Source organism: Pseudomonas sp. 44 R 15, assembly GCF_900004965.1.
GTDB lineage: Bacteria > Pseudomonadota > Gammaproteobacteria > Pseudomonadales > Pseudomonadaceae > Aquipseudomonas > Aquipseudomonas orientalis_A.
In genome coordinates this window covers 26,171-52,319 of the sequence record NZ_CVTU01000089.1, presented here as the reverse complement: position 1 = coordinate 52,319, position 26,149 = coordinate 26,171, and the positions used below count along the sequence as shown (strand labels likewise).

General features: G+C 60.9%; 20 protein-coding genes and 1 pseudogene. 8 read left to right on the top strand and 13 right to left on the bottom strand.

The annotated features are described in order from the left end of the window. Positions 1-328: 328 nt before the first annotated feature. The 4 genes from BFP93_RS12160 to BFP93_RS29240 all read right to left on the bottom strand — a co-directional run bounded on the left by BFP93_RS12160 (position 329) and on the right by BFP93_RS29240 (position 6,147). Positions 329-2,680: a TonB-dependent receptor gene (locus BFP93_RS12160; protein WP_065893310.1), complete on the bottom strand. Its 2,352-nt coding sequence runs from the start codon at positions 2,678-2,680 to the stop codon at positions 329-331. A 1-nt stretch (position 2,681) separates the two neighbouring features. Further along, positions 2,682-5,084 carry a hybrid sensor histidine kinase/response regulator gene (locus tag BFP93_RS12155; RefSeq protein WP_083205658.1) on the bottom strand — a complete coding sequence of 801 codons (2,403 nt, stop codon included), beginning with the start codon at positions 5,082-5,084 and terminating at the stop codon, positions 2,682-2,684. After that, the gene (locus tag BFP93_RS12150; protein WP_065893309.1) at positions 5,084-5,887 is read right to left on the bottom strand and encodes a response regulator transcription factor; all 804 of its coding nucleotides are present in this window, start codon (positions 5,885-5,887) and stop codon (positions 5,084-5,086) included. Before BFP93_RS12150 ends, BFP93_RS12155 begins: the two co-directional genes overlap by 1 nt. A gap of 137 nt (positions 5,888-6,024) precedes the next feature. After that, positions 6,025-6,147, bottom strand: a complete 123-nt coding sequence (locus BFP93_RS29240) for a hypothetical protein (RefSeq protein ID WP_256095207.1) — start codon at positions 6,145-6,147, stop codon at positions 6,025-6,027. A gap of 99 nt (positions 6,148-6,246) precedes the next feature. Between BFP93_RS29240 and BFP93_RS28400 the strand changes: the two are divergent. From BFP93_RS28400 to BFP93_RS12120, 7 genes and pseudogenes are all read left to right on the top strand, one after another. Then, positions 6,247-6,576: pseudogene (locus tag BFP93_RS28400) on the top strand (SDR family NAD(P)-dependent oxidoreductase); the annotation flags it as partial. Between the two features lie 230 nt (positions 6,577-6,806). Next, complete coding sequence (locus BFP93_RS12140; RefSeq protein WP_065893307.1) at positions 6,807-8,429, top strand: methyl-accepting chemotaxis protein; 1,623 nt, start codon at positions 6,807-6,809, stop codon at positions 8,427-8,429. 61 nt (positions 8,430-8,490) lie between these two features. Further along, entirely contained in the window at positions 8,491-8,640 is a 150-nt protein-coding gene (locus BFP93_RS28880; RefSeq protein ID WP_158254517.1) for a hypothetical protein, read from the top strand. A 239-nt stretch (positions 8,641-8,879) separates the two neighbouring features. Beyond that, positions 8,880-9,392 (top strand): formaldehyde-activating enzyme, encoded by a 513-nt coding sequence (gene fae, locus BFP93_RS12135; protein ID WP_017845677.1) that lies wholly within the window; start codon positions 8,880-8,882, stop codon positions 9,390-9,392. 10 nt (positions 9,393-9,402) lie between these two features. Continuing rightward, entirely contained in the window at positions 9,403-10,437 is a 1,035-nt protein-coding gene (locus tag BFP93_RS12130; RefSeq protein WP_065893306.1) for an aldo/keto reductase, read from the top strand. Next, positions 10,434-11,867, top strand: a complete 1,434-nt coding sequence (locus tag BFP93_RS12125; protein WP_065893305.1) for an NAD-dependent succinate-semialdehyde dehydrogenase — start codon at positions 10,434-10,436, stop codon at positions 11,865-11,867. The genes BFP93_RS12130 and BFP93_RS12125 overlap by 4 nt, the downstream gene beginning before the upstream one ends. A 100-nt stretch (positions 11,868-11,967) precedes the next feature. Continuing rightward, complete coding sequence (locus tag BFP93_RS12120; protein ID WP_065893304.1) at positions 11,968-13,332, top strand: MFS transporter; 1,365 nt, start codon at positions 11,968-11,970, stop codon at positions 13,330-13,332. A 61-nt stretch (positions 13,333-13,393) separates the two neighbouring features. Here the strand turns inward: BFP93_RS12120 and BFP93_RS12115 are convergent, their stop codons facing one another. The 8 genes from BFP93_RS12115 to BFP93_RS12080 all read right to left on the bottom strand — a co-directional run bounded on the left by BFP93_RS12115 (position 13,394) and on the right by BFP93_RS12080 (position 23,633). Continuing rightward, positions 13,394-14,269 (bottom strand): LysR substrate-binding domain-containing protein, encoded by an 876-nt coding sequence (locus tag BFP93_RS12115; protein ID WP_065893303.1) that lies wholly within the window; start codon positions 14,267-14,269, stop codon positions 13,394-13,396. Between the two features lie 326 nt (positions 14,270-14,595). Next, entirely contained in the window at positions 14,596-15,702 is a 1,107-nt protein-coding gene (locus BFP93_RS12110) for a hypothetical protein (RefSeq protein WP_256095206.1), read from the bottom strand. A gap of 161 nt (positions 15,703-15,863) precedes the next feature. Beyond that, complete coding sequence (locus BFP93_RS12105; RefSeq protein ID WP_065893301.1) at positions 15,864-17,510, bottom strand: dipeptide ABC transporter ATP-binding protein; 1,647 nt, start codon at positions 17,508-17,510, stop codon at positions 15,864-15,866. 2 nt (positions 17,511-17,512) lie between these two features. Further along, positions 17,513-18,349 (bottom strand): ABC transporter permease, encoded by an 837-nt coding sequence (locus BFP93_RS12100; protein ID WP_065893300.1) that lies wholly within the window; start codon positions 18,347-18,349, stop codon positions 17,513-17,515. Next, positions 18,346-19,299: an ABC transporter permease gene (locus BFP93_RS12095; RefSeq protein WP_065893299.1), complete on the bottom strand. Its 954-nt coding sequence runs from the start codon at positions 19,297-19,299 to the stop codon at positions 18,346-18,348. The genes BFP93_RS12100 and BFP93_RS12095 overlap by 4 nt, the downstream gene beginning before the upstream one ends. 74 nt (positions 19,300-19,373) lie before the next feature. Continuing rightward, the gene (locus tag BFP93_RS12090; protein ID WP_065893298.1) at positions 19,374-21,008 is read right to left on the bottom strand and encodes an ABC transporter substrate-binding protein; all 1,635 of its coding nucleotides are present in this window, start codon (positions 21,006-21,008) and stop codon (positions 19,374-19,376) included. A 458-nt stretch (positions 21,009-21,466) separates the two neighbouring features. Continuing rightward, positions 21,467-22,696: a M24 family metallopeptidase gene (locus BFP93_RS12085; protein WP_065893297.1), complete on the bottom strand. Its 1,230-nt coding sequence runs from the start codon at positions 22,694-22,696 to the stop codon at positions 21,467-21,469. Positions 22,697-22,751: 55 nt separating this feature from the next. Next, the gene (locus BFP93_RS12080; RefSeq protein WP_065893296.1) at positions 22,752-23,633 is read right to left on the bottom strand and encodes a HalD/BesD family halogenase; all 882 of its coding nucleotides are present in this window, start codon (positions 23,631-23,633) and stop codon (positions 22,752-22,754) included. A gap of 149 nt (positions 23,634-23,782) precedes the next feature. Between BFP93_RS12080 and BFP93_RS12075 the strand changes: the two genes are divergently transcribed. Then, a complete protein-coding gene (locus BFP93_RS12075) occupies positions 23,783-24,664 on the top strand; it encodes a LysR family transcriptional regulator (RefSeq protein WP_256095205.1) in 882 nt (293 codons plus the stop codon). Here the strand turns inward: BFP93_RS12075 and BFP93_RS12070 are convergent. After that, positions 24,602-25,837, bottom strand: coding sequence for an MFS transporter (locus tag BFP93_RS12070; protein WP_065893294.1), 1,236 nt, complete (start codon positions 25,835-25,837; stop codon positions 24,602-24,604). The genes BFP93_RS12075 and BFP93_RS12070 overlap by 63 nt on opposite strands. Positions 25,838-26,149: the final 312 nt, after the last annotated feature.

Sequence of the window (26,149 nt, the reverse complement as noted above, 5' to 3'; positions counted from 1 at the left end):
TGGCCCAGTGCGGCTAACCCGGCGTCCTGCCGGGTTGCCCACGGATTCAAGCCTGCGTTCGGCCAGCGTGGTTTAACGGGGCGCCTAAGATCAAAAGCAAAAGCGCCGCGGCCTTAGAGCCGACCGGTATCTTGTGTCGATCCCGGTGCAAATGTGGGAGGGGGCTTGCCCCCGATGGCGGCCTCTGGGCCGACCAGGATGGCGGGGGCATATCCGCTCCTGCGTTCAGCCAGCATGGTTTGACGGGGCGCCGGAGAGCAAGATCAAGAGCGCCTCGCTTCGCATCGTGGTTACGTTTGGCGCTGCAGCGTTGTGTAGATGCCTATGGTCAGTAGCGCAGCCTGACGGTGGTGCCAAGCGTGCGTTCGCTGCCGGTCATGACGCCGTAGTCACCGGCGCCGAGCAATGAGTACACGGCGCTGATGTACTGGCGGTCTAAGACGTTGCGCACCCAGCCTTCCACTTCCCAGGCACGGTCCTGGCTGCGCAACCCAAGGCGCAGGTTGGTCAGGCCGTAGCCGGGTTGATAGCTGCCTTCGCCGCCCTCGAGGGTGCCGTAGTAGCCGGTCCTGAAGCTGTAGTCGATAGCGCTGTAGGCTTGCAGTCCATACGCAAGCGAGTGGACGTGGTCGAGGCCGGCGCTGAAGCTCCATTGCGGCGCGTTGTAGAGACGATCGCCGCTGAGGTCGCAGTTCCACTGGCCCGAGGCCGGGGGACAGGGGGCGTTGGGGAAGCTGCGGTAGCGCGCATCGCTCCAGGCCAGGCCCAGGCGGGCGGTGAGTGGGGTGGCGAGTTGCCAGGAGGAATCCAGTTCGATGCCGCGCAGGCGGACTTTGCCGACGTTGATCAGGTTGTCGCGCAGCGGTGGCGCGAACGGCGAGGTCGGCGGGCTGTAGGTGAGCGCCTGGTAGTTGTCGACGTCGGTCTGGTAGACGGCAAGGTCGAGCATCGCGCGCTCTTCCCAGAAGCGCGTCTTCACGCCCAGTTCCAGCGAGGTGGCGCGCTCCGGCTCGAACGTGGGGGCGGCGAACGGGCCGACCACGTCGAAGTTGATCCCGCCGGCCTTGTAGCCCCGCGACCCACTGACATAGCCCATCACCGCATCGTTGAAGCGGTAGCTGGCGCTGAGCAGGCTGGAGAGGCTGTGTTCTTCAATCGAGTCTTCGCGGTAATAACCACCGCCGAGTGCGATGCCATGCAGCAATTGCCCGCCCGCCTGGAAAGCCGGAGGCAATCCATTCAGCGGAGCGAGGTGGCTGACGTCGCGCAAGATCCAGCCGTCCTTGCGTTCCTGGCTGTAGCGCAGGCCGCCGGTGAGTTCCAGCCGATCTATCGGACGCCAGGACACCTGACCGAAAACGGCGCGGCTGTCGCCTTTCTGTTCGCCATCGGAGCGTTGCCGGGCGCCTTCCAGCAGCATGGCCGGGACCTGGTCTGGCGCGGTGAAGGTGATGCCATAGTTTTTTTTCAGCGACGCCAGTTGGTCGCCGACGAACCATGGCGCGGCGTCCTTGCCGAATTCGACGTCGATCCTGCGGTCGAGCCGCTGACGCAGGAAATACAGCCCGGCGACATAATCGATGGACGGGCCGGCCGTGCCGGACACACGCCATTCCTGGCTGAACTGCCGGTGACCCAGCGCGGTTTCGGACTCGGCCACCGACAGCGCCGTGCTGTCGCCGTCGCGGGTCGCGCGGTAATCCCAGTCGCGGTAGGCGGTGATGCTGGTAAAACGCGTGACCGCGTCCAGGTCCCGGTTCAATTCCAATGAGACACCGTTCTGCACGGTCTGCGGACGGCCCGGTGCGTCGACGCGTGTCTCGCGTTGGTAAGGGGAGGGTTCTGCCAGCGCATAGCCAAGGAACCTGGCGCGCTGGCGCGTCTGGGCGCTGTAGTGGTTGGCCAACAGCACATTGCCGGCCTCCTTTTGCTCGGTATGGTCGGCGATCAGGCGCGCGCTGAACTCCGGGTTCGGCGTCCACAGCAATTGCCCGCGCAGGCCCTGGCTGTCGGTGTCGCCGAGGCGCGTGCCATCCTGCAGGTTGCGCACTGAGCCATCAGCCGAACGGTTGAACACGTTGAGTCGCCCGGCCAGTACGTCATCCTGCAGCGGCCCGGAAACCACGCCGCGGTATTCGCGCAAACCGTGCTCGCCCTGGCTGGCTTCAAGGCTGGCTTCAGGTTCAAAGGTGGGTGGGCGGGTAATGATGCTCAGCGCGCCGGCGCTGGTGTTCTTGCCGAACAAGGTGCCTTGCGGCCCGCGCAGGACTTCGATGCGCTCGATGTCCATCAACTCGGTGAAGGCCATGCCCTGGCGCGCCTGGTAAACACCATCGACGTAGGTGCCGACGCTGCCTTCCAGGCCATCGTTGTAGGGGGTGGCGCCCAAGCCGCGCAGTCCTAACCCGGCGAAGCGGGCGTCATGACCGGACACCACCAGGCCAGGTACTCGCTGCTGGATGTCCTGAAGCCGATGCAGGCCGGCCTCGTCCAGTTGATCACCATAGAGCACGCTGATTGGCATCGGTACGTCTTGCACCGCTTCCTCGCGGCGCCTGGCGGTGACGGTTGATTCATCCAGCGTGAGCAGGCCGGGTGCTTCTGGTGCGGCATGTGCCGGCGCCCAGGGCAGTGCCACAACACAGCCGAGCCAGAGCAGCCGATAACCCGGATCCGGCATGCTAAACCTCCCTGGCCATCTCGCGACGCACCGTGTCCGGGCAGGCCAGCGCCTTGACCCAGGCCAGCAATTCTCGGCTGTCGGCGGGCTTGAGCAGTACCGCGTCGAACGCCAGGGCATCCGGATAATCCTGCGGCCTGCGTGGCGGGACCGCCGAATACAGCATCACGGGCAGAGGCCCGCAGTGATTGCGCACCTGCCGCAGCAGCTCCCAGCCGTCCATGCCGGGCATCATCTGGTCGCTGATCAGCAGATCGACCGTTTGTGCAGCCAGGCAAGCCAGGGCGGCTTCGCCGTCCGCCGCCAGGCTCACGTCAAACCCATAGCCGGCCAGCAGGTCGTACAGCCATTCGCTGTTCTGCAAGGCGTCATCCACCAGCAGAATATGTTTGCCCCGGCCGTCGAGCGGCGCGGCGTTATTGTCGACGATGCCCAGTTCCAGATCCTGTTCCCCGGCGCAGTTGAGTCGCAGACTAAAACTGAAGTGGCTGCCGCCCCGTTCACTGGCCTGTGGTTCGAGCCGGCTGTCCATGCGCGCGAGCAACTGCGTGACAATCGACAAGCCCAGCCCGCTGCCGTCATAGCGCTGTGCATTGCGGCCGCGGCGGAACGGTTGCAGCAGGTGTTCGAACTCATGTGGGTCGATGCCGATACCGGTGTCGATCACGCTGAAGCGCAGCGCCACGCTCTCAGCCGTCGCGCCCGGGTCAGCGCTGACTTCAAAACGGATCTGGCCGTTGCGTGTGAACTTTGCCGCGTTCGCCAGCAGGTTCATGAGGATTTGCCGAAGACGTGTGAAGTCAGCCTCGACCAGTGGCGGCAGGTCATCGGCCAGCCGCGCTTCGAAGGTGTTGCCCTGGCGCGCGGCGAGAAAGCCGGCCTCATCAATGATCTCCTTGAGGAAGCCGTACAGGTAACCCGGCGCGAGGGTCAGTTCCATGTGCTCCAGCTCGCCACGGGAAAATTCGAGCATCTCATCGATCAGTTCCAGTTGCTGGCGCGCATTGCGTTCGATCGTGGCTGGATAATCGCGATTCGGCCCGGCGTGCAGCAGGCGCGCATAGTCGATGATGCGTACCAGCGGCGAGCGCAGGTCGTGACTGATCCGTGCCATCAAGGCGCTGCGCGCCGCCAGGGATTCGCGCAACTGCGCGGTGCGCAGCGCCACCGTGGTTTCCAGGCGTTCGTGCTCGGCCTGGCGTTGTTGTTCAAGGCTGGACAGCGCGTGCCTTTCACGGTCGCGGCTGCGCACGACTTCCATGATCAGGGTGCACACCAGCAACGCCACGCCCGCCAACGTGGACGATAAGCTGTATTTGCTGGCCGGCGACTGCCAGGGCAACTGTTCCTGCGGGAAGAACATCCGCATCAGCAATTGGCCCAGCAAGAGCCCCGGCACCAGCCAGGCCATCCAGCTGTAACCCAGGCGTCGGCGCCAGGCCATGCATAACGTGGCGAGCAGCACGACATAAAAGCTGATCAGCGACCATTGGACCAGTTGTGCGCCCTGGACCGGATCGACATTCAGCCACCAGAGTCGGCCCAGAATGCAGCCCGACAGGGGCAACCCATAGCTCCAGCCAATGGCTTTGGGCAGGCGCGATACCTGCAGCAGCACGCGCATGTAGGCCACAAACAGGATGAACGAGATTACGCTGGCGCAGGTCAGCCACTCGCGCGTCCAGCCCAGCGCAGCGGGCCAGTAGACCAGGTAGCCGTTGAGGATGCCGGTCAGCAGGATGTAGCTGAGCACCGCGCCCGCATTCACGGTCAGCAACCGGGAGCGCAGGATCCAGCCGACGATCAGGCCGAACGGCACGACCAGCAGGACGATGCCAAGGGTGAGTCCGTCGCTCAGGTAGGTCTGTTGCTGACTGCGCAGCAGCGCCGGTTCCGACCACAGTTGCGGCTCCAGCAGCAGTTGGAAATGGCTGGTCACGCGGATGAGCACCGTGACGTGTTCCCCGGCGGCCAGCGAGATCGGGAACGCGGGCTGACGCGTGGGGGGCTGCGGCCAATCGGCCAAGGGATGGGCGCTGCCGGCACGTGCATCGCTCCAGTGTCCATCGGCGCGCTGGTAGACGCGAATGTCCTCCAGGCGCGGCGCCCCGACCACCAGCAGGCGCGAACATGTCACGTCGCTCGCGTTGGTGAGCTGCACGCGCAACCAGAACGCCGAGCGGCTATAGCCTTGGGTCGGCCAGCCTGGGCGTGGGGTGGCGAAACGCGCTTCGGGCAGTCGAGCAACATCGTCCACGCCCAAGCGGGCCTGGGTATCCTCGAACACATGCAGCGTGGGCATCAGGTCCAGGTGCTCGGCCCGGCACATATCCACGGGGGCGGCGCGCAGCAGGCCCGCGAACAGCAATGCCATTGTCAGCAACAGGCACTGTAGAAATCGCATCAGGTCTGCTCGTTGCCCAGGGAGTGCTGGCGGAACTGGCTGGGCGTCATGCCGATGCGCTGGCGGAATGCGGTGGTGAAGTTGCACGCATTGCGAAAGCCCACCAGTTCGGCGACGTCCTGCACGCTCATGGCGCTTTCGCAGAGCAGTGCCTGGCCCCGACGCAGCCTTGCATCGCGAATGTAGGCGAACACGGTCAGCCCCAGGTGCTCACGGAAAATCGCCGAGAGGCGTTTTTCATGGGTGCCGACTTTTTGTGCCAGGCAGGGCAGGGAGGGTATGTCGTCCAGTTGATGTTCAATCACTCGCATGGCCGCCCTCAACACGATTTCATCGCCTTGCGGTGCTGGCTCGGCCAGGCTGGCCTGAACGGGTGGCGGCGCTCGCCAGGTCAATTGCAGATGAATCCGGATGCGCGCCAGCACTTCCTCGGGAGCGTAGGATTTGGGGATGTAGTCCACCGCGCCCACAGCCAGCCCTTCGAGGCGTTCCAGTGAGGTATTTGCCGATGACAGGAACAGGATCGGCGTATGCCGGGTGGCCGGCGCTTCGCGTAACAGCCTGCACAGGCTGAAGCCGTCCATGTGTGGCATGTGAACATCCAGCACGATCAGGTCCGGACGCAGGGCAAGTGCCCGTTGATAGCCCTGATGGGCATCGCTGGCAACCGAGACGCGCCAGGACTGGGTCTTGAGCAGAATGAGCGTGGCACGGATATCTTCAGGGGCGTCGTCGATCAGCAGAATATGCGGCACCGCGTCCTTCGCAGTCGCTGCCTGCCTTTCGTGGTGGCCATTGTTCATTCGCCAGGTTCTCTTATCTGTTTTGTTGCCGCGACATCGTCAGCGAACCCGGGGGGATTCGTCGGCAGGCCTTCGCTCGGGGGTTGTCTGCCTGCCGGATTGCCGCACTTTAGAGCGTTTTGCAACGATAAGTCACGTCACGCCTTCTTGTGGAAATGCAGCTCTTCAGCCACGGCGATGAACTGGCGCAGCAGGCGGGTTTCGATCATTTCCTCTGTTCCTTCATTGAACTGATCAGCAGGCTTACATGGACTCGACATTAACTTGATATTAATCAGGCATCGACTTTGGCTGCCGTTAGTATTAAACAGGTCCGACAGACATTGTTAGGGTGAAGGGCACTCCAGAGGAAATAGCCAATGAACTTTACCGGAAGAACTGCGATTGTAACGGGCGCCGGTCGGGGGCTCGGCTTTAGTTATGCGCGCCGGTTAGCCACCTTGGGCGCCAACGTCGTGATCAGTGATGTCGGGGCCGATAAGCTGGGCGCAGGGGGCGATGGTTCGATTGTCATGCACGCGGTGCAAACCCTCAATGCGTTGAGCATGGAAGGTGCACCCGTGGGCATCCTGGTCAACACGGTATCGCCGGTGGCCAAAACGCGTATGTGCGGCCCCGTCGATCTGGCCCGCGTCAAAGCCGCCAGTGCCGAGCAGGTTGCCCAACGTTGGAACGAAATCAAGGAGTGTTGAGTATTTCTGCTCAGCAAGCGGTGACTTTTCCGAGGTCGAGTTCTCTGCTCTTTGGTGATGGGATCTTTCGACGTACGTTTTCGTACAACACGTGCTAAAGAAAGAAAAAGCGCGCCGATACAGTCTTTGAGGTTTGAGTAAACCAGGTGTTCTGCGGGTTTGCCTTCGTAGTGTGCATTTACACGCCTCTATACGGCCAGGGAAAGGCCCATCTCGGGACTTACACAATGCTCAACAAACTCAGCATTTCGCAAAAGCTCTATGTCAGCTTCTTCATTATTGTGTTGTTGATTGGACTGTTGGTAATAAGCGCTTACCGGGGCTTTGGGCAGGTTGAAGAGGCGACCAGGAGTAACGTTCACAGCTATGAGGTTCTCAGTGGCATTCAGGTAGCGCTTGAACAATTGATCAATATTGAAACCGGCATGCGCGGTTTTGTCATATCGTCAAAAGATGCTTTTCTGGAACCGACGATAGCGGGAGAAAAACGCTTTGGCGAAGTGTTGGCCCTACTGAAAAACCTGACGGCCGATAATGCGCAGCAACAGCAACGCCTCGCTGCATTGGGCGACACCCAGAAGCGTTGGATCGACGAAGATGTCCACCCGATCATTGCCCAGCGCCGAGATTTGACCCAGCGCAATGCACCTGACGAAGAGCTGGACCAGCGCATTGCATCGGGCGCTGACAAGACCAAGATGGACAGCATGCGCGCTGTGTTATCGCAGATTGCTGACGCCGAGAACAAACTCCTGGATACCAGAACTCAGCAAATGACCGACGCCAAGCATTTTGCGTTGCTGGTCCTGTTTTGCGGCGGCGTTGCAGCGGCGATTCTGTCCGTGATTCTGGCCACGTCTTTGGGCCGAAGCACCACCGCGCGCCTGCAACTGGCGATTGACGCCGCCACGGCGATTGCCAACGGCAGACTCGACACCGTGATCGACACAAGCAGCCATGACGAGTTGCCCAAAGCCTTTGACCGTATGCAGAACCGCCTGCGTGAAATGATTCAACAGATCAGTCAGGCCGCCAGTCAACTGGTCGTGGCTGTGCAGCAAATATCCGGTGCATCCGAGCAGCTTTCCGGCGCCATTCAAGAACAATCAACGTCGGCGTCGATGATGGCGGCCACCGTCGAAGAACTGACGGTCAGTATTCATCACGTCTCCGAAAACGCGGATGAAGCCCACAAGTTGGCGACCCGTTCAGGCCAGCAGTCGAACGACGGTGCACAGGTCATTGAAAATACCCTGTCCAGCATGATGGGGATTGCCAAGACGGTGCAGCTTTCCTCCACGCAGGTCGCGGGGTTGGGTCAACACTCGGAGCAAATTTCCTCGATCGTCAGTGTCATCCAGGGCATCGCTGATCAGACCAATCTACTGGCACTCAACGCCGCGATTGAGGCGGCCCGCGCGGGTGAGCAAGGTCGTGGGTTCGCGGTGGTAGCCGATGAGGTGCGGCTGCTGGCGCAGAACACTGGCAAGTCGACCAAGGAAATCGCGAGCATGATCGAGAAAATTCAGCTTGGCGTACGCGACACCGTTGAAAGCATGCGCAGCGGCGTTCAGGAAGTGGATCATGGCGTGGAAATGGCGGGTACTGCCGGTCACGCCATTGTCGAGATCCGCGACAGCTCGGACAAAGTCCTGAAAGTGGTCGATCAAATCTCGTTTGCCTTGCGTGAACAAACGGCTGCAAGCCAGGATGTTGCGCGTAATGTCGAGCGCTCAGCGCAGATGGCTGAGCAAAATAATATGTCCGTCCAGGAGTTGCTTAAAACCAGCGGCGGATTAAAAAGCCTTGCCACCAGCCTGCAACTTGAAGTGAGCAAGTTTCAGCTCTAGCGTTCTGGTTGTTGGAGCAAGAGGCAAATACGCCAGCCGGAAAACAGACAGGTGTGTGGACGTGACGCCATTGTCCGGCGAACACACCTGTCTGCTGCCATCACCTGAGGTGAAGGTGTCGCAACTCATCGGGCAGGCGATCTGCCCCACCAGAACGCTGGTTGGCGAACAGCTCGTCTTCCAGTTCCGCGCGGGACTTTGCTGGGTATGAGGAGAACTCATATCCCCATGACTTTTAATGGTTACAGCCCCTTCGACCCCCGATGTTAAAAAATCGCAAACACAGCTCATCAATAACAAAAAGAGCGTTTGCAATCATGACTAAGCCCCTCTGCCGCGTCCTCGCCAGCCTCGTGTTGCGCTCTTCTTACCCCGATGTTTACCACGCGATCTTCAAGACCTGCGTGCGCTTCTGATCACCCAAAATAAATCCAAAAAGAGTAATGACTCATGAAAGAACTCGACCTGTACATCGGTGAAGGTTTTGAAGGACCAGGCGTGAACGCCGCACACATCAACATTCTGATCGGCCCGCGTAACGGTCCGGCGGGGCAGGCGTTTGCCAACAGCCTGGCGTCGCCGAGCCAGGGGCATTGCCCGTTCATGGTGATCGCCCAGCCGAACATCCCGGTCAAGCCGATGACGCTTTACGTCAACAAAGCTGCGATCAGCAGCGACTTGCATGGCAACGCCACCTGGGGCGCGTCCCAGGCCGGGATCGCCAAGGCTGTGTTGGAAGCGCTGCTGGACGGCACCTTGCCGCCGGAAGCCGAAGACGAGTGGGCGATTGTCACGGCCAACTGGGTCAACCCGGCCTGCGATGACCTCGATGCGGTGTACCTGAACAACTACAACGCCTGCCGCACCGCGATCCGCGCCGCCCTGACCGGTAAACCGGAAACCGCGCAACTGGCGGATGTGGTCGCTCACATCAGCAACCCTTTCTACACCCCAAAAGCCTGAGGTCTGCGCCATGCAATACATCCGTTTGGGCAACTCCGGCCTGCAAGTCTCCCGCCTGTGCCTGGGCACCATGAACATGGGCACCCCGGACTGGAAACCGTGGATCTTCGATGAAAAGCAAAGTGAGCCGATCGTCGCCCATGCCCTCGACAACGGGGTGAACTTCATTGACCTGGCAGACTTCTATTCCGCCGGTGTCGGCGAGGAAGTGGTGGGGCGCATCGTCAAGCGCCTGGCTCGCCGCGAAGACCTGGTGATCACCACCAAGGTGGGCTACGGCACCCGCAACGGTATCAATGCCAGCGGCCATTCGCGCAAGCACATCATGGACAGCATCGACGCCTCGCTGAAGCGCCTGAACATGGATTACGTCGATGTGTTCATGCTGCATTACTTCGACCTGAATACCCCGGTCGAAGAAACCATGAGCGCCATGAATGACATCGTGCGCTCCGGCAAAGCCCGCTATATCGGTGTCTCGACCATGCTCACCGGACAACTGGCAAAAATCCTCATGGCCTGTGAGCGCAATGGTTGGGTCAAGCCGATCAACATGCAGCTGCAATTGAACTGCGCCTACCGCGAAGAAGAGCGCGAGATGATTCCGTTCTGCCGCGACCAAGGCCTCGGCGTCTCGGTGTTCAGCCCGCTGGCTCGCGGCTTGTTGACCGGCGATGTGCAATCGACCCGCAACCAGACCGACTTTTTCACCCAGCAGATGTACAGCGATGAAGCCTCGTTCGAGATCGCTCATTCGGTGCAGCGCGTGGCGCGGGCCCGTGGTGTCTCGAACGCGCAGATCGCTCAAGCCTGGGTTGCCAATCATCCGGGCGTCGATTGCATGCTGGTCGGCGCCGACACCACCGCGCAGTTCGACAGTGCCTTGGCAGCCCTGGAAACCAGGCTCGACGCCGAAGAACTGCATGAGTTGGAACGCAACTACACCCCGTGCGACGTGATCAACGATTACACCGCCGGCAAACGCATCCTGCGCTCGGCTCGCCCGGCTCTGGAACGCTTTACTCTGACCGAGGCTGTGGCATGAGCACGCTGATCCGTAACGGCAATTTTATCGACGGCCAATGGTCGAGCGGTGGTGCGACCTATCCGGTGTTGAACCCGGCCAATGGCGAAGTGATCACTGACGTGCAAAAGGCCGGCGCCGAGGAAACCAACCTCGCCATCGCCGCAGCCAACCGTGCCTTGCCGGCCTGGCGAAAATTGACCGCCAAAGAACGCAGCCAGCGCCTCAAGCGCTGGGGCGAACTGATGTTGAGCAACCAGAAAGACCTGGCCACGTTGCTCAGCCGCGAACAGGGCAAACCGCTCGCTGAAGCCATGGGTGAAGTGGTCTACGCTGCAAGTTTTCTGGAATGGTTCGCCGAAGAAGCCAAGCGCGCTTACGGCGACGTAATCCCGAGCCATAAGGCTGATGCGCGAATCATTGTGGTCAAGGAGGCCATCGGCGTGGTTGCGGCGATCACCCCTTGGAACTTCCCGCTGGCGATGGTCACGCGCAAGGTCGGTCCGGCGCTCGCGGCGGGTTGCACAATGATTCTCAAACCATCGGAAGAGACGCCTTTGTCAGCTTTCGCCTTGGCGGTGTTGGCCGAGCAGGCGGGGATTCCGGCCGGCGTGTTCAACGTCATCTCGGGTGATGCAGTGGCGATTGGCGGCGCGCTGCAAGCGAGCGGCATCGTGCGCAAACTGTCGTTCACCGGCTCGACCCGCACCGGCAAGCTGCTGATGCGCCAAGCGGCGGATACGCTGAAAAAAGTCTCGCTGGAATTGGGCGGCAACGCGCCGTTCATTGTGTTCGACGACGCCGATCTGGATGCTGCCGTCAAAGGCGCGATGGCCTCGAAATTCCGCAACACCGGGCAGACCTGCGTCTGCGTGAACCGCTTCTTTATCCAGGACGGCGTGTACGAAGCGTTCACCGGCAAACTCGCCGAAGCGGTCGCCGCGATGCGCGTCGGCAGTGCACTGGACGGTGAAACCGAGCAAGGTCCACTGATCAACGCGGCGGCGTTGGCCAAGGTTGAGTTGCACGTGAGTGACGCCTTGAAGAAGGGCGCCACGTTGTTGTGCGGCGGTCGTCGTCATGCGCTGGGCGGCACCTTCTACGAGCCGACCATCCTCTGCGACGCCAACAGCGACATGCTGATCGCTCAGGATGAAACCTTCGGCCCGGTAGCGGCGTGCTTCCGCTTCAAGGACGAAGCCGAAGTATTGCAACGGGCGAATGACACACCCTACGGATTGTCGGCGTACTTCTACAGCCGCGACATTGGCCGCGTCTGGCGCATGGCCGAAGGTTTGGAGGCCGGCATGGTCGGGATCAACGAAGGCATCATCTCCACGGAAGTCGCGCCGTTCGGCGGCATCAAGGAGTCGGGGCTGGGTCGCGAAGGCTCCAGGTACGGTCTGGAAGACTATCTGGAAATCAAATACCTGTTGATGGGCGGCCTCTGACCCCCAACCGTAATCCTTGTGGGGGCGAGCGAACTCACTCCCACAGGTTCAAGCGCTGTCGATTTCATTTCTCCGTCAATAACAACAATTGGAGACGAACATGTCCGCTCAATCGATAAAGATCGATGACCTGCCCATCGGGCGCTTTCATATCAAAATTGCCGGTCTCACGTTCGGCGCGCACTTCACCGACGGCTACATCCTCGGCCTGATCGGTATTGCTTTCACGTTGCTCAGCCCGCAGATGCAGCTCGATGCCTTCTGGCAAGGCCTGATCGGCGCTTCGGCACTGATTGGCCTGTTTCTTGGCAGCCTGTTCTTCGGCTGGATTTCCGACAAGGTCGGTCGGCAGAAAATCTTCCTGGTCAGTTTTGTCCTGATCACCATTGCTTCGGTCATGCAGTTCTACGCCGAAACGGCGATGCAGCTATTCCTCTGCAGGGTAATAATCGGCATTGGCCTGGGCGGCGACTTCAGCGTCGGCCATGCGATGCTCGCGGAGTTTTCGCCGAAAAAACACCGGGGCGTGTTGCTCGGTTCATTCAGCGTTATCTGGACGTTCGGCTACGTCGCCGCGACCTTCGTCGGCACCGCGATGCTCAGCCTGGGGGATGACGCCTGGCGCTGGATGCTGGCTTCATCGGCAATTCCGGCGGCGCTCATCCTGATCGCGCGAATCGGCACACCCGAGTCACCGCGCTGGCTGGTCAATCAGGGGCGGATCGCCGAAGCACGGGCGATTGTCAAAAAACACCTGGGTGATAATGTCGAACTCGATGAAACCCGCTCCACCGAAACCCGTTCCGGCTACGCGGTGCTGTTCAGTCGTGAATACCGTAAACGCACTGCTTTCAACTGCCTGTTCTTCGTCTGCATCGTCATGCCGTACTTCGCTATCTACACCTTCCTGCCGTCGATCCTGCAGAAGATGGGCTTGGCGGAGGGCTTTGGCACCGAGTTGATGCTCAACATGCTGCTGATCCTCGGCGCATTGATCGGCATCTGGTGCACGGTGAAGTTCTCGCGCCGAGGCTTCCTGATCAACTCGTTCATCCTCCTCGCGGTAGCCTTGTTCCTGCTGGCGGTATTGCCGGGCAGTGCGGCGTTCCTGATGGTGCTGGTGTTCGGCGTGTTCACGCTGGTGTTGTCGGCGGTGAGCAATCTGGTGGGCGTGTTCCCGGCCGAGAGCTTTCCGACCGAAGTGCGGGCCAGCGGTATTGGCCTTGCTACGGCGGTGAGTCGTTTGGGCTCGGCGGTCAGCACGTTCCTGTTACCGGTGAGCGTGGCCGGTATCGGCTTGAGTCCGACCATGGGCATATTGGCGGCTATTCTGGCGTTGGGGGCGATCATTTCCTGGGCTTGGGCGCCGGAGACCAAATCCCTGACGCTGAGCCAGGCGTGCAAGGCGCAGAGTCCGGTGGAGAGCGGGGCGCCCGTTGCGGTGAAAGTCGTCGCGCCCATCTAAAACCTACCACCAGCCCAATGTGGGAGCGGGCAAGCCCGATCCCACAGGGGACGTCGGTGTTTCATGGATTGCTGACCAACCCCAACCAGTCCGTAAACAGCCGCACTTTCGACAACCCCTGTTTATCATTCGCCACATCCAGCCAATACCCATAGGGCCCAAGCACTTCCACAGCAGTGATCGGCAACAGGCTGCCATTGGCCAGTTCCTTTTCAATCATCTGTCGGTCAATCACCGCCAGCCCACCGCCGGCCAGTGCCGTGTGGATCACCTGGTCCAGCGTGCTGAACTCCAGTCCTTGCGTAGCATCGACATCCTCGCGGCCCATCGCCGCCAACCAGTTCTCCCACACCTTCAAGCGTTTGCCATCATGCAGGATGTGCAGCAGTGGAAACTGGCGCAGATCCGGCGGCTGGCCGTTGACGAACAACTCCGGGCTGGCCACTGCCATATGCCGTTCCATCACCAGCAACTGACTGCTGCAATGGTTGGCCGCTCCGAGGCCGAAGCGGATGTGGCAGTCGATTTCCGCGAGGCTGTCGTTACCGTTCTGTTGGGTCACGCTGAGGCTGATGTCCGGGTAGCGTTGGCAGAATGCGCGCAAGTGCGACGACAACCAGCGCGTGGCCCAAGTCGGTGGCGCAACGATGCGCAGGCGTTGGCGCAGGTTGGGCACGCGCACCGCTTGCAGGGCGCGCTCGATGTGGTCGAAGGCGTCGCTCAGTTGCGGGGAGAGGGCCCGGCCGGTCTCGGTCAACGACAGGCCTTGGGGCGTGCGGATGAATAGCGTCACACCGAGATAGTCTTCAAGCTGCTTGATCTGACGGCTGACCGCGCCTTGGGTAACGTTCAACCCCAAAGCCGCCTTACTGAAACTGCGGTGCCGAGCAACTTCTTCAAAGACGCGCAGCATGTTGAGCGAGGGCAGTTGACGCATGAAAGGGTGACTCCATACCTGCCTTCGACGCGGTAGTGCGCGGGCAGGTTTATTGTTTTTGGTGAGTATTGTGTATGGCGTATCTGACTCCTGTCTGAGGGTTGGCTGCAAGTGGTGTTTGGGCAAAAGTCTTCGCGGGCAAGCCTTAATGCCGTGTAGGAGCGAGCTTGCTCGCGAAAAACGTCAACGATAACGTGTGCTTCCTGGATAAATGTGGCGCCTGTGGGTTCTTCGCGAGCAAGCTCGCTCCTACAAGGGATTGCGTGTTCCTTGCAGGAACGAGGTTTGCGCGCGAAGGCGTGCTCAAGAACGCCAAAAATCATGGATCAGAAGTAATACCCAATGTTCATGTACAGCTGATTCTCCCATTGGTTACTCCCACCAGCCGCCAGACTCTGGGTGTAGCTGCTGCCACCAATGTACGGATCATTTTTTCCGTACAACCATTCCGTCGCGATCCACAGTTTGCTGAAGGAAAACGAGGTCCCCAGAATCAATCGTTGCGACGTCTTGAACGCGTCGGCGGACTTGTCGAAGGCGCTGTAGTTGGCGTACAGCTTCACACCGCTTATCTGGTCGAACAGGTATTTGCCGGCGACGTCGTAGCTCAGGTCGGCGACGTACAAGTTGCCGCGACTGGCGACGTTGTAGGTGCCGTCGTATCCGCCGAGCGTAACCACTTCATCGCTGCCACGGTTGCGCGGCGACATCTGTTGCCGCGCCGCTTGCAATTGCACGCCCCATGGGCCGTTCTTGCCGAGGTAGTGCACGGCCACCGCGTTGCGGCGGCCATCGTTATCGGTGTCCTTGTTTTCCAGGGTCGAGGTCAGGCCGGAGAGGCCGATTTCGGATTTCCACCCGCCCAGGTCCAGGGCTTTGGCCACGCGCAGCACCACGGTATTGCGCTCCTGGTTGTCGCTGCCGTCGCCTACGTAGCTGTCGGCCCCGGACACCACGCTGGAATACGTCACCCCTTTGCTCGTGCCCTTGCCTTGCCACGCCGGGCGCAGGTAGTAGCCGGCCTGGATGTTCCAGTCGCCACTTTGCTGGATGTACTTGGCGCCGACTTGTTGCACATCTTCCAGGCCGATGACGTTGCCCAGGGTTTCGTAAAAGGTGCTGCCGAAGTAAGGCTGCAACCCGAACGGCACGGTATTCAGGCCTACCTGCACTTGTTGGTCGGGATTGAACTTGTAGCCGACCCAGGCGAACTTGGCGAACTGGATATCGCCGTAATTCTTGGTGTACTGGTAGGGATAGGAGCGACCGTAGAAGCGGTATTGGGCCTCGCCGATCCAGCTGTCAGAGTTGTACTTGGCGCTGAGGAACACCGTGTCCAGTCCGAACTTCTGGATGTCACGGTCCGGATCGTAATCCCAGCGCGCCCGGATGGCGCCGCCGAGGTCGAGGTTGTCGGTGACCTGTACTGCCATGGCCGGGGCCGCGAAGGCGCCGAGCAGCGGAATGAGGACGATGGAACGGACCGCAATCTGGGTGGTAGTGCGCACAGTGATACTCCTGATTTTTTAGTTATGGTTGGCAACAGCAGCCCACGCCGCAGCGAACGCTGCGACTTGGTAAAAGGGTTATTGACTCAGTGGGTATGCGGTCGTATCAGCCTCAGCGCAGGTTCTGTGACAGGCACCACGGGGATCGCCGAAGCGCCGGGGGCCGCGGCGAGCAAGGTCTGTGTGTAGGTGTTTTGCGGACGCAGCAACACCTGTTCGGCCGTTCCATATTCCACCACTTCGCCCTGGCGCATCACCGCGATGTAGTCACTGATCTGCGCCGCCACGCGCAGGTCGTGGGTGATGAACAAGATGCTCAGGTTGAGGCGCTGTTGCAGCTCGGCGAGCAGCTCCAGCACCTGCTTTTGCACCGAGACATCCAGCGCCGAGACGCTTTCATCGGCGATCAACACTTCCGGGCGCATCGCCAGGGCACGCGCGATGCCGATGCGCTGGCGCTGACCGCCGGAGAACTGCCGGGGTTTGCGCTTGAGGGCGTCACGCTTGAGCCCGACCTGTTCCAGCAAATCACCGGCCTCGGTCCACGCATCCCTGGCCGACAAACCGCGCAATTGCGCCGCGCGGGCGATGATGTCGCCGACCCGATGGCGTGGATTGAGCGAGCCGTACGGGTCCTGGAAAATCATCTGGATCCTTCGCCGATTGGCCGCCAGCGCGGAACCGCGCAACGCGAGAAAATCCGTGTCACCCACCCAGACGTGGCCGCTGTCGCTTTCCACCAGCCGAATCGCCGCTTTCACCAGGGTGCTTTTGCCCGAGCCTGACTCGCCGACAATCGCCAGCGTCTTGCCCCGTGGCAGTTGCAGCGAGACATCCTTGAGCGCCGGAATCAACCGGCCACCGACGTTATAGGTCTTGGTCAGGTGCTCGATGCGCAGCGCCAGCTCACCGTCGGCGCACGGCGCGTGCAGCTCTGGGTGCAGGGCCGGCACAGCGGCGATCAACTTGCGGGTGTACGGGTGTCTTGGCGAGTTGAGCACTTGATCGCGTTCACCGATTTCCACCAGCACGCCGCCCTCCATCACCGCGATGCGGTCAGCGATTTCCGCCACCACGCCGAAGTCGTGGGTGATGAACAGGATGCCGTGTTGACCACGACCGCGCAGGTCGCGGACCAGTTTCAGCACTTGGGCCTGTGTGGTCACATCCAGCGCCGTCGTCGGTTCGTCGGCAATCAGCAAATCCGGGTTCATCGCCAGCGCCATGGCTATCACCACCCGCTGGCATTGGCCGCCCGAGAGTTGATGCGGGAAGCTGTTGGCAATCCGTGGCGGGTCGGGCAATTGAGTCGAGTCGAGGAGGGCGAGCATGCGTTCGCGGCGCTCCGTGGCGGGCATCTGCGGCGCATGAATATCGAAGATTTCTTCGACCTGCTGACCAATGCGAATCGCCGGGTTCAGCGCCGCCATCGGCTCCTGGAAAATCATCGCAATGCGGTTGCCGCGCAGCGTGCGCAGGGCGTTTTCATCCATGCGGCAGATATCGTCGCCGAGGAAATCAATCACGCCTTCACTGTGTCGCAGGCCTTTGGCGTAATCGCCCATGATCGCGGCCGAGAGTACCGATTTGCCGGAGCCCGACTCGCCGATCACACAGAGAATTTCGCCTTTGCGTACGTCCAGGTTGATGCCCTTGACGGCGTGGCTACGATCGGCGCCGGCGGGCAGTTCGATGGAGAGGTTTTCCACGCTCAATACTTGTTGATGACTCATGCTCAGCTCCTTGCGCCTTTCTGGGCGTGCTCGTCCAGACCGTCCGCCAACAGGCTCAGGCCCAGCATCAGGGTGGAGATGGCAATGCACGGGAAGATCACCAAATGGGGGAAGGCGATGGCCATGCTGCGGCCTTCGTTGATCATGCCGCCCCAGTCAGGGGTCGGCGGCGGCAAGCCGAGGCCGAGGAAGCCAAGGGCGCCGATCATGATCGCGGTGTAGCCGATGCGCAGGCAGAAATCGACGATCAACGGGCCGCCGCAATTGGGCAGGATTTCCACCAGCATGATCCGCAGCGCTCCTTCGCCCTGGGTGATGGCGCTGAGCACGTAATCCCGCGAGCGTATGTCGATGGTCAGTGCGCGCATGATCCGGAAGATCGCCGGAGCGCTGGTGAAGGTCACCGCAATCAGAATGTTCAGCGCCGACGCGCCGAGGGCGATGATGATCACGATGTACAGCACCAGCACCGGGAACGACAACACAGTGTCGGCGACATAGGACAGCAGCGCATCGACCCAGCCATTGAAGTAGCCGGCGCACAGGCCCATGGCGATGCCGACGGCAAATGCGGTCAGCGTTGCCAGAATCGACCAGAACAACACGGTGCGCGTGCCCCAGATCAGCCGAGAGAGAATGTCCCGGCCGATCATGTCGGTACCGAGCAGAAAGTGCATCCCGTCGCCATCCGGCGTCATCGGCGTCAGCAGCGGGGTGAAGCTTTCCAGCGGATCATGGGGCGCCAACCACGGCGCGAACAGCGCCATCAGCACCCAGCCGCCGACCAGCAGCAAACCGAGTAGCGCCAAAGGATGTTTGAACGAACTGAGGAAGTTCATTGACCACCTCCGCCAAGACTGCGCAACGTTATGCGCGGGTTGAGCCAGGTATAGGCCAGGTCAGAGAAGATTTTGGTCGCGCCGACTACGATGCCGCTGATCATTGCGCAGGCTTCGATCAGGTAGACGTCATGGTTAAGCGACGCGGTGTAGAGCAGCGAGCCGAAGCCTTTGTAGGCGAAGAACACCTCGACCACGATCACGTTCGACAGCAGCCACGGGATGTACAGCATGATCACGGTGATGGGGGCGATCAGCACGTTGCGCAGGGCATGGCGCAACACGATACGCGAGGTCGACGCGCCTTTGAGGCGGGCGGTGCGGATGTAGGGTGCCTGCATCACTTCGACCATCGAGGCCCGCGTGATCCGCGCCAGATAACCGATGCCGAACAGGCACAGCACCATCAGTGGCAGCGCCAGTTCCACTGGGTTGAAGCCGTCGCTCATGCTGCTCACGCCCGGCAGCCAGTTAAGCCAGAACACGAAAATCGCCGAGACAAACACCGCACTGGCGAAGTCTGGAATCGAGGTGGTGACGATCGCCAGGAATGACACCAGCCGATCCACCGCCGAGCCCTGGCGAATCCCGGCCAGAATGCCCAGGGTCAACGCCACCGGCACCATCACCGCCAACGCCAGACCCGCAAGGGTCAAGGTTTGTGCGAGGTTCGGCAGCAGCAGGTCGATCACCGGCTCACGAAAGTGCACCGAAGTGCCCCAGTCGCCGCTGAGAAAATCCTTTAGCCACACCAGGTAGCGCCAGACGAAAGGTTGGTTGTAACCGTGTTCCACCAGCCATGCGGCGCGTTGGTCGGCGGCAGAGTAGGGGCCGAGGACGTTGATTGCAACGTCCTCAATGTTCAGTTCCAGGGCCAGGAACACGATCACCGACACCGACAGCAAGGTTGCCGCCAGCGCCAATAACTTGCGCAATAGAAATTCAGCCATGCTGCACGCTCCGGCTAATCAAGGGATGGCGGCCCGCCGCAACTGAGTGGGCGGACGCGTTCGGGGCGCCTGAATCAGGCGCTCAACCAGACTTGATCCATTGGGTAGAAGTCCGAGGGGTGAACCTCAAAGCCCTGGACCTTCTTGCTCGCGGCAGTGAACTTGTCGCCCCAGAACGGCTGGACCATGACGCAGGCCTCTTGCAGGATCTGCTCGACGCTTTGCATCGCTGCGGCCCGCTGTTTCGGGTCGATGACGCCCATGGCGTTGTCCAGCGCTGCGTCGAACGCCGGATCGCTGTAGTGGCTTTCATTCCAGGCCGCGCCGCTGCGGTAGGCCAGTTCCAGCGACATCACCCCAAGCGGGCGGTGTGCCCAGTAGGTGAGGCTGAACGCGGCCTTGTCCCAGATCGGCCAGTATTGCGTGGCGGGGATCACTTTGAGGTTGATGCGGATGCCGGCCTCGGCGCAGTTCTGCTGGAGGATCTGCGCGCAGTCCTGTTCGTAGCGGCCCTGGGTGTTGCCGACGATCAGGTCGATGTCGATGCCGTTCGGGTGGCCGGCTTCGGCGAGCAGTTTCTTCGCCGCCGCCACGTCCCGCGCACGTTTGGGCAGCGGGAAGTATTCCGGGTGCGACGGCGCGACGTGATGATCTTCGCCCAATGTACCCATGCCGCGATAGGCGATTTTCAGCATCTGCGCGTTGTCGGCACAGAGCACCACGGCTTTGCGAATGCGCAGGTCGTCGAACGGCTTCTGATCGCAGGCCATGCGCATGACGATGGTTTGCGCCGACTTGCAAGTGAGCAATTGCGCGCCCGGCAAACGTTTCGCCAGGTCCAGTTCGGCCACCGTCACCCGGTACAACACGTCCACTTGCCCAGCCTGCAGCGCCGCGAGATGGGTGGAAATGTCGGTGCCCATGTCGACGTAGCGCAATTCGTCGAGGTTGGCCGGTTTGCGCCAGTAATCGGCACGCTTGGCAAAGGTCGCCTGTTTGTTGACCGCGAACGACACCAGTTTGAACGGCCCTGTGCCCAGTGGGTTTTTCGCCCAGTCGTCACCGGCCTTGAAGCTGCGGTGGACGATGGCGCAGGTGAAGGCGTTGAGCATTTCCGGGATCGCCAGCATCGGTCGCTTGAGCACCAGGCGGAACTGGAAGTCACTGACTTTTTCGAACGCTGTAATGTCCTGGAACGCGGTGCGGTTGACCGACTTGGAATCGGCGGCAATCCAGCGTTCGATATTGTGCTGCACGTCCTCGACGTTAAAGGTGTCGCCGTTGCTCCACTTCACGTCCTGGCGCAGGTTGAAGGTCCAGGTTTTCAAGTCCTCGGACGGGCTCCAGCTCTCGGCCAGGTACGGGTGAGTGATGTTGTCGGCATCGACCCAGGTCAGGAATTCGAGGCTGTTGCGCAGCAGGTTCGAGGCTTCGATCCAGGTGATCAGCATCGGGTCCTGGATTTCCTGGATGGCGCAGGCAAACCGAAGGCTGCCGCCCTGGCGCGGCGTTACTGCGTCAGCGGCATGGGCCGAATTACCGAGCAGCGCGGAACCGAGGAAAGTGCTGGCGCTGGCGGCGGTGACGCCCAGCAGCGCGGCGGTGCGCAGGAATTGGCGACGATTGATTTCGCCACGTTTGACTTGGGTGCACAGGTCGTTCACCGCTGGATGCGGCAGAGTGCCGTCCAGTGTTATTAAGTCTTTCATATGCCTCTCCGATAACGTGCAAAAGTGCGTTTTTCGACTGGCCGCAAGTGGGGCGAGCGGCAGACGCAGTCGGTTCGATGAACCGAGACTGTCAGTGGCCGGCAGCGCAAAGGCGCAGGCGTGACAGGCGTGAAGCCGGCAGTAGAGCAAGGCGCAACGAGATCAGAAGGACGGAGGCTGGGTATGACATAGGGCTGCTCTTATGTTGTTTTTATTAGAGATGTCCGCAGTTTTGTCATCTGGGCAACGATCGACAAACGATAAATTCAACGCTGAAACGTTCGATAAATGCATGTTACTGACCGTAAGGAAGGCTGCCGCTTGAGCTAGACAGGCCGGACGGAGGAGCGCGCGGGTACGAAACACTGCGCGGTGGCCGCAAACGCCCCTTGTTCCGGGTGGGAACAAGGGGAAAACCGGACGATGTCGAAGGAGGTTACGGCGCCGTCCGAGGCAACTCAGCGCGGCATCAGGCGCGGATCGAACGGGTAGTCCGAGAGCAATTCGATGCCGTTTTCGTGGATGTAGATCTGCTCTTCGAGCTTGACCCCTTCGCCGCCCGCATCGTGACCGATGTAGCTTTCCACGCAGATGGTCATGCCGGCTTCGAACACCCCGTCGTAACCCAGTGCATCAATATCTTCGCGGTGCACCACGTACGGGTATTCACCGGTCATGCCAACGCCGTGGGCCAGGGCGAAATAGCGGTTGGCCTTGTAGTTATCCGGGATTCTCCAGGCCAGCTCGGCGTATTCCTTGAAGCTGCGGCCGGCCTTGAGCATCTCCACGTTGGTCTGCACTTGTTCGTAAGCCAGTTTGTAGAGCTCTTGTTGCTTGGCGGTGGCGGCTTGCTCGCCGCACAGGAAGGTCCGCGAAAAGTCCGCGTAGTAGCCGAAACGCCCGACCACGTCTGTGTCCAGCGCCACCAGGTCACCGGCTTCGATGGGCCGGGTGCTGCATTCCTGGAACCATGGATTGGTGCGCGGCCCGGAAGACAGCAGGCGGGTTTCGACGTAGTCGCCGTCGGTGGCGATCACGTGTTGGTGCAAGTGCGACCACAGTTCGTTTTCGCTGATGCCCGGCACCAGTTTGCTTTCCATCAAGCGCACGCCAGCCTCGGTGGCACGCAGGCTGGCGCGGATCATCTTCAGCTCGTTCGGCACTTTGATGCAGCGCGCGCGCTCCAGCGGTTCCTGGGCGTCGAAGATCTGGTAGCCGAGTTTTTGCAGTTCGAACGCAGCGGCTGAAGTGGCGCTTTCGATGGCGACGCGTTTGTTGCCGCCGCCGTGCTTGCGTACCAGTTCACCGATTTCGGCGGCCCATTGCGCAGTGACGTTATTCAGGAAGCTGTCGCAGAAGTAATAGGAAATGGCTTTGGCCGGGCGCACTTCATCGACAGTGTTGAGCTGTTCGGCCAGGTGCAGGCAGCCGCCGAATTCGAACACCACCACCGGGCCTTCTGCCGGGATGAAGGCATAACGTGCCGGGTTGCGCGCCGAGTACACCTGCATGTTGCGCGAACCGGTGGCGTAGCGCATGTGGGTCGGGTCGAACAGCACGCACGCGGCGTAGTCGCGTTTTTTCAGTTCGTTGCGCACCCGTTGCAAACGGTCGAGCTGGATCTGCTGGATCTCGGCGTACGTCGGTTCGCAGTCGGCGGGGTTGCGGTTAGGGCCGGACAGACTCATAGGTGTTCCTCGCAGGGCAAATACGGTTAGTTTTTTCTAGGAGTTTTTGGGTGAGTCAGTCGAGCAACTGGTCGCTGCGCACCAGGTTGCGTTCGGCTTGCAGATGGGCTTCGGACAGGCGTCCGTAAAGCTGCTTGGTGCGCTGGGCGCGGCCGATGATTCCGGGTTTTTCGGAGTAGGCGAAGATCGCGGTATTGCGTTCAGTGGCGCCCTCGACGCGGGTGACCCGGTGCACCGAAAAGCGCCCCTTGAAGATCTGCAAGTCGCCGGGGTTGAGTTGCAGTTCCTGTACGCGGCTGCGGTCGTCGCCGCGCACCACGTTGCCGACGGCGCCAAGGTTTTCCTGGGTGCGCGAGCGGATCATCGGTGCGTACTCGAACAGACCGCCAGCCTCTGGCTTCTGGGTCATCATGCTGACGATGAATTCGTTGGTGTCGAAGTGCCAGGGCTGCTCGGTGCCTTCGGGCATCACGTTGATCACCAGCCCGGCGAACGGGTCGGCGTATTCGAAAATCTCCGGTTCGTCGAGGCAGGCACCGATAAAGCGTTTCATCATCGGCGAGACATACAGGCGATGAATGATCGCGTCCGGGGCAATCATGTCCCGGGTGACAAAACCGCTGGTGCGCTCCATGAATGTGCGGCGCGGGTCATCCTGGGGCAGGGTAGGGTCGTCTTCAGTGAAATAGGCGTTGACCTTGCGCACCGAGTAAAAGGTCTTGCCCGACAGTGCCTGACCTTCAGTACGGGCCCGTTCCAGCGCCTCGGGCCGCAGGAAATTCTTCAGCAGGCAGCAACCGTCCTTGGCGAGTTCGGCACGGGCGTGCTCGATCAGCGCCTGCAACCGGACATGGCCCGAATCATGTATGGGGTACAACTCGGTATTAATAATGTCGCTGATATCGCCCACTTCGGCGTCGGCAAGTTGAAGGCTCATGCAAGTCTCCTGGAACTATCAATTAACAGTGTTTGGCGTTGAATCGATAGTTGCTTAAAGAGGTGCGAAGTGGAAATTACAAGTTGTGATCGAATCCATCGGCAGGGGCGATAGTTATGTCAGGCGAACTGGATGGAAGCTTACTGAAAGTGTTTGTCGCGATAATCGAGTGCCAGGGATTTTCTGCGGCGGCCGAGCGTTTGCACAAAACCCAGTCGACCATCAGCCAGAATTTGCAGCGCCTGGAAGAGATTGTCGGCACGCCGTTGGTCCAGCGCACCAGTCGCTCGGTGAGCCTGACACCCTGTGGCGAGACATTTCTGATCTATGCGCGGCAAATCCTCAAGCTGCACGCTGATGCGATCAACGCCGTGCAACTGCCGGATGAGCAGGCGTGCATTCACGTCGGCATGCCCGAGGACTACGCCCAGTTTTGCCTGGCCGGGGTGTTGCGCGACTTTCAGGCGCAGTTCCCCCAGGTGCGGCCGGACGTCTGTTGCGAGATGTCGACCGCGCTGGTCAGCCGTTTGCAGCGCGGTGAGCTGGACCTGGTGCTCGGCGTGCAACACGCCAATCTGCACGCGGGTGAATACCTCTGCGACGAACCGTTGGTGTGGGTGGCGGCTGAGGGGTGGTGCGCCGGTGCGGATGCTTCTGTGCCGCTGGCGGTGTATGCCGAGGGCTGCGCCTTTAGAGCCAACGCCGTGCGGGCGCTGGCCGAGGCCGGACGGGCGTGGCATGTGGTTTACACCAGCCAGAGCCCGCGTGGGATTGGGATTGCCATCGAACAGGGCCAGTCGGTCGGTGTCACGGCGCGACGCCTGGTGCCGTCGGGTTGGCAGGTGCTGGACGAGGCTCAGGGCTTTCCGCCGATTGAGCCTGCGCGGTTGATGTTCTGGCGTTCTGCACAGTGCCAGGCGCTGGCGGTGGAGGCTTTGGTGGACATTGTGGCGCGCCGGTTAGGCCGTTCAAAGTGGCTGGCCGAGCGCCGGTTCACAGCGTTGACGGCGGGCCATCAGCCCCAGCAATAACAGGCTGGCAGTGACCCAGCAGACGATCCAGCCATGCACCAGGCCAAACTGTCCGGTGGCTTGCAGCAGCCAGCCGCACAGCCAATTGGCGGTGGCGCTGCCCAAGCCATAACCGACCATGCTCAGGCTCACCACTTGCAGGCTTTGTACGGGGCTCAAGCGTGCGCTGAGGTAGGCGGCCATCAAGCCCCAGACCGGGAAATAGAACAGCGCGAACAGCCCGGCCGCCAGCCAGGTCAGATTCAAGCTTGGTTGCCAGAGTAGTGCGAGCATCGCCAGGCCGAAGGCGCCGATACTCAACGCCATTACTCTCAATGCCCCCCAGCGATCCGCCAGCGAACCCAACAACAATCCGCCGACAACCCCGCCAATCCCGATCAGTGTCCACAACGAGCCGGTGATCTGTGCGTTGGCGCCCAATCGTTCACTGGCAAACGCCGAGAGGAAATTCAGGAACGGGCCGCTGATCCCGCCAATAAAGGCACTGAGCAGCAGTATGTGCAGCGCCACCGGGTATTCCACACACAGCTTCAACCATTGCCTGAGTATCCGGCGCAGCGACGGCGCGCTGCTTTGCTTGATGCGCTGGGCTGTCGCCAGCGGTGCCAGGACCCAAAAGGTCAGTAGGGTGACCATCAGTGTCAGCCCGGCGCAAACCAGCCAGAAGTGCCGCAGCGAGATGCCCTGCAACAAGGCGATCAGCACCCCGTTAAGGCAGATCGCAAACGCCGCACCTGACGACGCCAGGCCCAGCACGCGGCTGCGGTGGGAGGCGGGGATCACTTCGCCGACCAGTGCGGCGATGGCGTTCCAGTTCGCCACGGCGCAGGCCGAGACCAACGCCAGGCACAGCGCATACGGCAGCACCCACGGGGTGGCGACCGCCAAGGCCAGCAGTGCCGGGCTCAAGGCCATCGTCAGTTTTACCATGTTGCGTGGGCTGATCCACGCCGCGGCGATACCGCTGACAATCGACGCGCCCATGTAGAACAGTTGCAGCAGCGCCGCGATAAACGCGGCCTGGCTGTAGCTCAGCTCGAACACCTGGCGGATCTGGGGTAATAAGGCCGAATAGAGGAAAATACTGAAGCCGTGGGTGGTGGCGTTACACGCCGTAAAGATAAGCGCCAATAAAACAATACTTCTTGTGGGTGAGTGTGGGTTGATTGGCATGGAGTTGGCTCGGTCATTAATTGCTATGGAATGGGGCGTAAGTGCGAGGACTGCCCTAGGTAAGTGCGTTGACTGGGTCGGGCATTTAATTCAAATAAGACTAGCGTCTCTATAAATAAAACAGCCAGTGCTTAATAGTCATGAGTGTGCTGCGAAATACTCATGCTATTTATACGTCGGCGACAGCGGCAGGGCTGAAAGCGACGTCATTGAATCGTGCCGATTACCTGTGGCGAGGGAGCAGGGAGTCGCCCACCACAACACAAAAATGCATGTTACTCGGGAAATTTCCCGCAAGCCGTGGGATGCTTG